The organism is Pseudonocardia pini, assembly GCF_013870575.1.
Taxonomy (GTDB): Bacteria; Actinomycetota; Actinomycetes; order Mycobacteriales; family Pseudonocardiaceae; genus Pseudonocardia; species Pseudonocardia pini.
In genome coordinates this window covers 1-9,592 of record NZ_JACBXB010000133.1, presented here as the reverse complement: position 1 = coordinate 9,592, position 9,592 = coordinate 1, and the positions used below count along the sequence as shown (strand labels likewise).

Annotated in this window: 8 protein-coding genes and 2 pseudogenes; 6 read left to right on the top strand and 4 right to left on the bottom strand. The window is 73.2% G+C overall.

The window, feature by feature from the left end:
- Together H5J29_RS34915 and H5J29_RS34910 are read right to left on the bottom strand one after the other, a co-directional pair.
- Positions 1-508 (bottom strand): annotated as a pseudogene (locus tag H5J29_RS34915) (hypothetical protein); the annotation flags it as partial.
- 58 nt (positions 509-566) lie between these two features.
- Positions 567-860, bottom strand: a pseudogene (locus H5J29_RS34910) (transglycosylase family protein); the annotation flags it as partial.
- Between the two features lie 528 nt (positions 861-1,388).
- Between H5J29_RS34910 and H5J29_RS10710 the strand changes: the two are divergent.
- The 6 genes from H5J29_RS10710 (at position 1,389) to H5J29_RS10685 (ending at position 8,142) form a co-directional block, all read left to right on the top strand.
- Positions 1,389-2,294 carry an AAA family ATPase gene (locus tag H5J29_RS10710; RefSeq protein ID WP_312858154.1) on the top strand — a complete coding sequence of 302 codons (906 nt, stop codon included), beginning with the start codon at positions 1,389-1,391 and terminating at the stop codon, positions 2,292-2,294.
- Positions 2,294-3,442, top strand: a complete 1,149-nt coding sequence (locus tag H5J29_RS10705; protein WP_312858153.1) for a vWA domain-containing protein — start codon at positions 2,294-2,296, stop codon at positions 3,440-3,442. Before H5J29_RS10710 ends, H5J29_RS10705 begins: the two co-directional genes overlap by 1 nt.
- 9 nt (positions 3,443-3,451) lie before the next feature.
- A complete protein-coding gene (locus tag H5J29_RS10700; RefSeq protein ID WP_181780775.1) occupies positions 3,452-4,564 on the top strand; it encodes an XdhC family protein in 1,113 nt (370 codons plus the stop codon).
- Positions 4,565-4,790: 226 nt separating this feature from the next.
- Positions 4,791-6,083, top strand: coding sequence for an iron-containing alcohol dehydrogenase (locus H5J29_RS10695; protein ID WP_376768517.1), 1,293 nt, complete (start codon positions 4,791-4,793; stop codon positions 6,081-6,083).
- Positions 6,080-7,456, top strand: a complete 1,377-nt coding sequence (locus H5J29_RS10690; protein ID WP_312858152.1) for a MadS family sensor histidine kinase — start codon at positions 6,080-6,082, stop codon at positions 7,454-7,456. The genes H5J29_RS10695 and H5J29_RS10690 overlap by 4 nt, the downstream gene beginning before the upstream one ends.
- Positions 7,453-8,142 carry a MadR family response regulator transcription factor gene (locus tag H5J29_RS10685; RefSeq protein ID WP_281375929.1) on the top strand — a complete coding sequence of 230 codons (690 nt, stop codon included), beginning with the start codon at positions 7,453-7,455 and terminating at the stop codon, positions 8,140-8,142. Before H5J29_RS10690 ends, H5J29_RS10685 begins: the two co-directional genes overlap by 4 nt.
- Positions 8,143-8,317: 175 nt before the next feature.
- On the opposite strand, the gene H5J29_RS10680 is transcribed toward H5J29_RS10685, so the two are convergent.
- Both H5J29_RS10680 and H5J29_RS10675 read right to left on the bottom strand, forming a co-directional pair.
- On the bottom strand, positions 8,318-8,932 hold the full coding sequence (locus H5J29_RS10680; RefSeq protein WP_181780774.1) for a hypothetical protein: 615 nt from the start codon (positions 8,930-8,932) through the stop codon (positions 8,318-8,320).
- 156 nt (positions 8,933-9,088) lie between these two features.
- Positions 9,089-9,592 (bottom strand): Gmad2 immunoglobulin-like domain-containing protein (locus tag H5J29_RS10675; protein ID WP_181780773.1); only part of this gene is annotated, 504 nt, incomplete at its 5' end.

Sequence of the window (9,592 nt, the reverse complement as noted above, 5' to 3'; positions counted from 1 at the left end):
TCCAGTCCGGCCGCACGAACGCCAGCGCCGCGAGGCCCGCCGCGGCGAGCAGGAGGCCCGCGGTCAGCCGGGTGCGCAGCGAGAACCGTGCCCCGATCCGCGCACCGAACAGGGCCACGATCACGGACAGCACGGTCGCCGGGAGGAACCACAGCCCCGCCTCCAGCGCCGACAACCCGAACACCACCTGCAGGAACGGGCCGAGCAGCACGAGCATCGAGAGGATCGACAGCGCCATCGCCAGGCCGGCGACCAGACCGCCCGCATAGGTGGGGATCCGCAGCAGGCCGACGTCGATCATCGGGACCGCGCGACCCCGCTGGTGCAGGACGAACAGGGGCAGCAGCACCACCGCGAGCCCGAACGCGACCCACACCCGGGGCGCGAGGCCTGCCGCCACCCAGCTGATCCCCAGGATCAACCCGCCCAGCCCGACGCTCAGCAGCACCGTCCCGACCACGTCGAAGCGCCCGCGTGCGAGCCCGCGCGGCGTCGGCAGGGCGACCACCACCGGAGGCCGACGACGTGTCGCCGCGGACGCCCGTCTTGCGCGAGCAGGACGGCCAGGCGTTCCAGCCCTGCTTGGCCAGCACCCGCTCGGCGACGGCGATCTGCTCGGACTTGCTGGCCTGGTGCGGCATGCCGGAACCACCGAAGGCACGCCAGGTCGTGGGGTTGAACTGCAGGCCACCGTAGTAGCCGTTACCGGTGTTGATCGCCCAGTTGCCGCCGCTCTCACACTGAGCGAGCGCCTCCCAGGAGCTGGTGTCGGCGGCGTTCGCGGTTCCCGAGAGGGCCAGCGGGACACCCGCGACCACGGCTCCGGCAACGGCGATGCGCGCGAGACTTCGACCGGTCATGGACATGGTGGAGCTCCGTATCGCGTCGCGGAGTGGGGTCTCCGCTGCTCGAGGAGCCGGATCGGTGGGCCGTGGGGAGTGCCCTCGTGCCGACATCCGTGTCATTCACAGATCGCGACATTTCCGTTCCGGAAATACTTCCTCGCTCTGCCACGTTCTTTTCTCTCGACGGACCGGAAACCGCGTGGCAGAGACGCTTGCGCGACGGTTCCGGATGTATTCCGAACCGCTCCGGAAGAGCGGCCGAGCGAGGACGCTACGTTTCGAACAGCGCATTCGGTCAAACCAGGTTGCCGTGACGTCCGTCACGGTAACGATATCGAACCACCATCGATAACTGGATATCCCCTGGTCAGCCTGGTGAGATCACGGAAGTATCACGACGCGATGAATAGCACCGATCCGGAAATATTGTCGGGTCGCTCACACTATTCTGGCGACGCTCCGTGGTCGCAGAATCGACGCAGAGTCATGTTCGACCCGGGCGGGCGAGTGGCTCCGCGGGCGCCCGTGGTTCATTCTGGTGAGGTGAGCACCCCCGACCCCGAGAGCTACGCCGACTCCCCGACCACCCTCGCCGCCGCCCTGCGGGAGACCGGGTACCTCGCCGACGACGGCCTGGCGACCGCCGCGTACCTCGCGATGAAGATGAACCGACCGCTGTTCTGCGAGGGCGAGCCGGGGACCGGCAAGACCGCGCTGGCCCAGGCGTTGGCCCAGGTCATGGGGGCCGAGCTGATCCGGCTGCAGTGCCACGACGGCATCGACGCCTCCCAGGCCCTCTACGACTGGGACTTCCCCCGCCAGCTGCTGCACCTGCGGACGCTCGAGGCCGCCGCGACCGCGGAACACGGGACGCTCGACGCCGACGCCGTCGAGGCCTCGCTCTACGCGGACCGCTTCCTGCTGGCCAGGCCGATCCTGCGGGCGCTGCGGACCAGCCCGGCCGTCCTGCTCGTCGACGAGATCGACCGGGCGGACGACGAGTTCGAGGCCTTCCTCCTCGAGGTCCTCTCCGAACACGCGGTGACCATCCCCGAGATCGGCGAGATCAAGGCCGTCAGCCCGCCGGTCGTCGTCCTCACCTCCAACCGCACCCGCGAGGTGCACGACGCCCTCAAGCGGCGCTGCCTCTACCTCTGGCTGGACCACCCGGACGTCGCGCGCGAGATCGAGATCCTGCGCAGCAGGCTGCCCGGGGTGCCCGAGCGACTCGCCCAGCAGGTCGCCGCGGCCGCGCACCGGCTCCGCCAGGCCGACCTGATCAAGCCGCCCGGGGTGGCGGAGTCCCTGGACTGGGCGCGGGCGCTGCAGCTCGTCGGGGCGCGCACCCTGGACGTCGACAGTGCGGCCCGGACCCTCGGCGCCGTGCTGAAGTACCGGGAGGACGCGGACCGCGTCCGCGACCGGCTCGAGAGCCTGCTGGCCAGCTAGTGCCCGCCGACCTCGACCTGTCGCCGAACCTCGACGCGGACCCGTTCCCCGGGCTCGTCGGGTTCACCGCCGCACTCCGCGCGGCGGGGGTCCCCATGACCACCGACCGGGTCGCCGCCTTCACCGAGGCGCTCGACGCCCTCGACGTCACCAGCCGGATGCAGACCTACTGGGCGGGCAGGCTGACCCTCTGCAGCGACCCGGACGACATCCGGCGGTACGACGCCGCCTTCGAGGCCTGGTTCGACCCCGCGCAGGGCCCCTCGGCGGCGCGCCCCGGCGACCAGCCCCCCGCCCCGCCGAAGCTCACCTCGCTGCTGCCCGCCCGCGAGCCCCGCGAGGCGGCGGGGGACGAGGAGTCCGACGAGGAGATCGTCCGGGCCACCGCGACCGGCACCGAGATCCTCCGACACCGCGACCTCGGCGAGCTCACCCCGCTCGAGCGCGAGCACCTGCGCAGGCTGCTGGCCCTGCTGCGGCCCGAGCCGCCCACCCGGCCGTCGCGCCGCCGCGGGCCGTCCCGGCACGGCGCCGCCGATCCCGGCCGCACGCTGCGGGCCGCGCTGCGCAACCAGGGCGAGGTCGGCGTGCTGCTGCGCCGCGCTCCCACCCGCAGGCCGCGCAAGGTGGTCCTGCTGCTGGACGTCTCCGGCTCGATGGAGCCCTACGCGGACGCCCTGCTGCGCTTCGCCCACGTCGTCGTGCGGCGGTCGCCGCGCACCACCGAGGCCTTCACCCTCGGCACCCGGCTCACCCGGGTGACCCGCGAGCTGCGCCAGCGCGATCCCGAGCGGGCTCTCAAGGACGCGGGGCGGGCCATCCCGGACTGGTCCGGCGGCACCCGGCTCGGCGAGGTGATCGGCGCGTTCGTCGACCGCTGGGGGCGGCGGGGCGCGGCACGGCGGGCGATCGTCGTCGTGTTCTCCGACGGCTGGGAGCGCGGCGAGACCGACGTGCTCGGCACCCAGGTCGGCAGGCTCGCCCGACTCGCCCACCGGGTCGTCTGGGTCAACCCGCACGCCGGCAAGGACGGCTACGCCCCGGTCCAGGGCGGAATAGTCGCCGTGCTTCCCTACTTGGACCATCTGCTCGCCGGGCACAGCCTGGAGACGCTGGAACGCCTGCTCGACGTCGTGCGGGCCGCATGAGGAGACACGATGCGTGACGTGGTCGACCAGCTCGAGGGCTGGTGGAAGAACGGGGACCGGGCCGCGCTGGCCACGGTGGTGGCGACCTTCCGGTCCGCCCCCCGACAGCCCGGCGCGTCGATGCTCGTCGGGCCGGGCGGCGAGGCCGTCGGCAGCGTGTCCGGCGGCTGCGTCGAGGGCGCGGTCTACGAGCTGGGCCAGGAGATCCTGACCGAGAAGCGGCCCGTCCTGCAGCGCTACGGCGTGTCCGACGACGACGCCTTCGCCGTCGGGCTGACCTGCGGCGGGATCCTCGACGTCTACGTGGAGGAGGTCTCCCCCGAGGCCTACCCGGAGTTCGGCCGGATCGCCGAGGCCATCCGGGACGAGACCCCGGTGGCCGTCGCGACGGTCGTGTCCGGGCCCGGCGAGCGGCTGGGCAAGCGGTTGATCGTGTGGGAGGACCGGGTCGAGGGCGGCACCGGCTCGGCGCGGCTGGACGGCGCGGTCGGCGACGACGCCCGCGGCCTGCTCGCCTCCGGCCGCAACGCCACGATCACCTACGGCGTCGACGGCCAGCGGCGCGGCGAGGGCCTGATGGTCTTCGTCGAGTCCTTCGCCCCGCCGCCCCGCATGATCGTGTTCGGCGCGATCGACTTCGCCGCCGCCGTCGCGAAGATGGGCAACTTCCTCGGCTTCCGGGTCACCGTGTGCGACGCCCGCCCGGTGTTCGCCACGGCCAGCCGGTTCCCGGGCGCGAACGAGGTCGTCGTCGAGTGGCCGCACCGCTACCTGGAGAAGGAGGCGGCGGAGGGCCGGATCGACGGCCGGACGGTGCTGACCGTGCTCACCCACGACCCGAAGTTCGACGTCCCGCTGCTCGAGGTCGCACTCCGGCTGCCCGAGGTCGCCTACATCGGCGCGATGGGCTCGCGGCGCACGCACGAGGACCGGCTGGAGCGGCTCCGCGAACGCGGGATCACCGAGGCCGAGATCGCCCGGATGTCGAGCCCGATCGGCCTTGACCTCGGTGCCCGCACCCCGGAGGAGACCGCCGTCTCGATCGCGGCCGAGATGATCGCGCAGCACTGGGGTGGCGCGGGAACGCGGCTCGCCGAGCGCGAGGGGCCGATCCACACCTGACCCTAGGGACAGGTCCGCCCGTCCATCGGGGCGGTGTCTCGGAGTCGTCGCGCGGCTACCGTCGGAGGGATTCCGATCGGGAGGTCCGCATGCCTCGTCACGCCACCGGCGGCGCCTGATGCCGTTCGTCGGCGGCGTCCTGCCCGGTGTCGCCACCGACCGTCGAGCGGACTCCCCTCGGGGTAACGTGGGTCACATCAAGTCGCACGAGGTACTGGAGGGCGACGTGGCTCTCGACAAGGCGCCCGGCACGGGCGTCGACGCCCACCGCCGAGCGGGCGAGACGGTCCTGGTCGACGAGTTCGAACGCGAGCCCGATCTCACCGTGCACACCGGCGGGGGCTGCGGTGCCCCGCCGCCGTCGACGAACCCGCGCGTGTCGAAGTTCCACGCCCCCGAGATCGTCTTCGGGCCGGACTCGCTGCGCGAGGCCGCCTTCGCCGCGCTGCGGCTGGGTGCCCGGCGGCCGTTCGTGGTCACCGATCCGGGGGTGTTCGAGGCGGGCTGGCCGAACGAGCTGCTCACCCACCTGCGCGAGGCGGGCCTGAGCCCGCGGCTCTGGACGGACGTCACGCCCAACCCCAAGGACCACGAGGTCGAGGCCGGCTACCACGAGTACGTGGCCTCGGGCTGCGACGTCGTGATGGGCCTCGGCGGCGGCTCGGTGATCGACGCGGCGAAGGGCGTGGCCCTGCTCGCGAGCAACGGCGGCCGGATCCTCGACTACGAGGGCATCGACCGGATCGCGAACCCGATCCCACCGCTGATCATGATGCCGTCGACCTCCGGGACCGGGGCGGACGTCTCGCAGTTCTGCATCGTCACCGACACCGAGCGGCACACCAAGATCACCATCATGGGTCGCGCCCTGGTCCCGGACGTCTCGGTCATCGACCCGCGACTGCTCGTCACGATGCCGGAGTGGCTCAACGCCGCCACCGGGCTCGACGCGCTGACCCACGGCATCGAGGCGTTCGTCTCGCTGGCGAACGGCCCGCTCACCGACCACCACGCGCTGCAGGCCGTCTCGCTGGTCAACACCCACCTCGCCACCACCATGCTCCGCCCGGACGACCGCCGCGCCCGCCAGGCGATGGCGCAGGCGGCGCTGGAGGCCGGGCTGGCCTTCACGAACGCGATCCTCGGCGCCACCCACGCCATGAGCCACCAGGTCGGCGGGATGCTGGACCTGCCGCACGGGCTGATCAACGGGGTCCTGCTGCCGCACATCGTGCGGTTCAACGGCGCCACCGGACCCGAGCGGTTCGTGCCGATCGCGCAGGCCATGGGGCTCGTCGGGCACGGCGTGCCGGGCGACGAGGCGGTGGACATGGTCGCCGTCGCGATCCGCAAGCTGGGCGACGAGGTCGGCGTCCCGAGCGGGCTGGGCGCCCTCGGCGTGACCGAGGCGGACGTCCCCCGGCTCGCGGTCCTCACCCTCGGCGACGCCTGCCTGACCACCAACCCCCGCCCCGCGGACGTCGACCAGGTCGAGGCGCTCTTCCGGGCCGCCCTGTGACGAGCGCCGCCGGACCCTGGCCCCCCAAGCGGACCGAGGTCCCGTCGGGCCGCTCGTGGCCGGGCCCCGACCTCGACGCCCTCACCGGGCTGCGCTCCGGCAAGCCGTCCTTCTACCCGGAGTACCGGGTGTCGGCGGTGCGGCTGCGCCGGGTGATCCTCGCGCTGGAGCGGATCTCCGCCGCGCTGGTCCGCACCATGGAGGGTTCCGAGGCGCTGGTCCGTGCCGTCGTCGACGCCGCGGCGGACCACCTGTCCGCGGACTGGGTGGCGTTCGCGCTGGTCGACGGCCGGTTGAAGGACGCGCAGCCCCGCCACCTCGTGCTCGGCCCGGACGGCGTGGAGTGGTCGAACCTGGATCTCGTGCCGGCGAACGTCCGGGCGCACGTGCAGGCGGTCCGGTGCGGCGGGGAGACCCACGACGAGGCCCGCGCGCACGACCGCGACACCGCCCGGCGGCACCTGCACGTGCCCGTGCGGCTGGACAGCCGGACCATCGGCGGGTTCGTCGCCTGGACGCCGCGCGAGCGCGAGATCGACGACACGGACCACTCGGTCATGAGGATCCTGGCGGGCCAGACGGCGTCGGCCCTGCAGAACTGCGCGCTGCTGGACCGCTCCGAGAAGCTTTATGCCCGCACCGCCCGCCAGGCCGTGGACCTCAAGGCGCGCAACGCCGAGCTGCAGTCCACACAGGAACAGCTGGGGGCGGCGCGACAGCGCGAGGTGCTGGACAACGAGCGGCACCGGATCGCCAGGGAGCTCCACGACTCGGTGACCCAGTACGCCCTCTCGGCGGGCATGCACATCGAGCTCGTGCGCGGCGAGGTGCAGGAGCCGCGGCTGCTGGAGCACCTGGACACGGCGAAGGACCTCACCCGCCGCGCGGTGGAGCAGCTGCGCTCGGCGATCTACGCGCTGCACCAGCACGAGACCGCGGGGCGGGACCTGCCCGCGATGCTGCGCCAGCTCGCCACCGTGCACATGCCGGACGAGCTGCGGATCGACGTCCGGATCGGCGGCGAGCCGGTCGCGCTGCCCGCCGAGCAGGAGCAGTCGCTGTTCCGGATCGCGGGCGAGGCGCTGTTCAACACCGCGATGCACGCGGACGCCTCGCGGGCGTCGATCCGGCTGGCCTACCGTCCCGACGCGGTGCGGCTCACCGTGTCCGACGACGGTCGCGGCAGGCCCGAGGAGGTCCGGCGCAGCCTCAAGACGTCGGCGCTGAGCCCCTCGGGAGAACACCGGGGCCTGGTCAACATGCAGACCAGGGCCACCGAGATGGGCGGGACCGTGCTGTTCCGCCGGGCCCGCATGGGCGGGCTGCAGGTGCAGGTGGACGTGCCCGTGATCAGGAAGGACGTGGCTTCATGAACACGGTGCGGACGGCACCCCCACAGGGGCAGGTGCCCCGGGCCCGCCCGATGCCGGTGCGCATCGTGCTGGTCGACGACCACTCGATCATGCGCCAGGGACTGCGCGCGGTCCTGGACCGCGAGGAGGACCTCCGCGTGGTGGGCGAGGCGGGCACCCCCGCCGACGCGGTGGCCGCGGTGGCCGCCACGCGCCCGCACGTCGTGCTGCTGGACCTCAAGCTCACCGCAGGCCCGCAGACGGACGGGCTGGAGGTCTGCCGCACCCTCTGCGCCGCCCATCCCGGGATCGGGGTGCTGGTCCTGACCACGTTCGCCGAGGACCGGCTGGTCGTGGAGTCCGTGCAGGCGGGTGCGCGCGGGTACGTCGTCAAGGACGTCGACACGACGGAGCTGGTCCGCGCGATCCGGGCGGTCTCCCGCGGCGAGTCGGCCTTCGACGCCCGCAGCGCCTCCGCCATGGTCCGCTCGCTGTCCGGCGGTGTCCCGGACCGGGAACGCCTCACCGAGCGGGAGCTGGACGTGCTGCGGCTGCTGGCCCGGGGCCTGTCCAACCGCGCCATCGGCGCCGAGCTGTTCATCTCGGAGACCACGGTGAAGTTCCACGTGGGCAACCTGATGCGCAAGCTGATGGTCTCCCGCCGCGCCGAGGCGGTGTACGCGGCCACGAAGCTGGGCCTCCTCTAACCCGCGAGTCCCCCACTTTCGACGCGCGAGTCGGACACCAGGACCCGCGAGTCCCCCACTTTCGACGCGCGAGTCGGACACCACGGCCCGCGAGTCCCCCCGTTTCGACGCGCGAGTCGGACACCACGGCCCTGGAGGCCCCCGTCCTCGACGGCATCGGAGATGCCGCGGATCGCTAGCGGCTGCTGAACCGGATCGCCGGGCGGAGCTCCTTGAGGCCGAGGGCCCGCAGCTCGATGTCGGCCAGCGTCGCGACGGCGTCGGGGTCGCCTGTTCGCCAGGCCGCGGCCGGATCGACGCCGTCGCCGGGGATCCGGCGGTGCACCAGGGCCCGCAGAGCGAGCTGGTCGCCACCCCGGCCCCGCGCCTCGACCGCCATGCTCGCCGCCCGCGCGTACCGGATCCGGATCGGCAACCAGATCGAGAGCACCGGGAGCAGACCGAGGACCGCGACCAGGATCGCTGCGCCGGTCGCGACCCCGGCAACGGTGTCGATCAGCTGCTGACCCGCGGACGCGAGCGAGCGGCCCGCGTCGGACCCCGGCGCGAAGGCCCGGGCGAGCTGGTCCCCGACGAACGGGACGTCACCCGCCCCGCGGGCCGCCCCCTCGAACGCACCCTGTACCGACTCGCCCGCCTGGGTCAGGGTGCGGCCGGGCGCTTGCAGGGTGAGGAGCAGGTCGTGGGTGGTCGCGGCGAGCCAGAGCCAGGCGATCGCCCAGGCCACCGCCGCGACGTCCGACAGCAGCTGGATCCCGAACCGCCCGGGTCGCTCCGCATACACGCGCATGAGCCGGGTTCCTACCAGCCCTGCACCCCGGCGCCTTGTCCGACTCGCGCGTCGAAAGTGGGGGACTCGCGGGCAGTGGTGTCCGACTCGCGCGTCGAAAGTGGGGGACTCGCGCGTCGGGATGTGGGGACTCGCGGGTGGGGGCGGGCTCGGGGGTCAGCGGACGGTGACGCGGACGGCGTCGGACATGGGGGGTCGACCTTCGCCGCCGGAGGGGTCGTCCTCGGACACGACCACGGTGTAGCTCCCCTTCTCGAGGGGGATCTCGATGCGGAACGGCGCGAAGCGCTGGCCCTCGGCCGTGGCGGCGACCCCGGCGCGGACGACCTCGCCGGACGGGTCGCGGACCTCCCAGAGCAGGGTGGCCTCGAACACGGCGGCCTCGCCCGAGACGATCACGGGGCCCTCGACGACCGCGCCGTCCGTCGGGTCGTCGATCTCCACCAGCGAGCGGACCTCGTACGGGTCCGCGGCGGTCAACGGCGCGTCGACGGGCTCGCCGAGCAGCGTCACGGCCGGTTCCCCGCCGACGAGCACGCGGACCGGATCGGTGCTGCCCGCGGCGGACTGCACCGTGTAGACCAGCTGGTCCAGCGCGAGGCCCGCGGGACCGGCGAGTGGGCCGACGACGGCGAGGTCCACCGTCAGGAGCCCGTTGCC

What these genes read in the sequence shown, in the direction of transcription:
- H5J29_RS10700 (WP_181780775.1), top strand. Translation starts at nt 3,452, where the DNA reads ATGCGTGACGTGGTCGACCAGCTCGAGGGCTGGTGGAAGAACGGGGAC.
- H5J29_RS10680 (WP_181780774.1), bottom strand. Translation starts at nt 8,932, where the DNA reads ATGCGCGTGTATGCGGAGCGACCCGGGCGGTTCGGGATCCAGCTGCTG.
- H5J29_RS10685 (WP_281375929.1), top strand. Translation starts at nt 7,453, where the DNA reads ATGAACACGGTGCGGACGGCACCCCCACAGGGGCAGGTGCCCCGGGCC.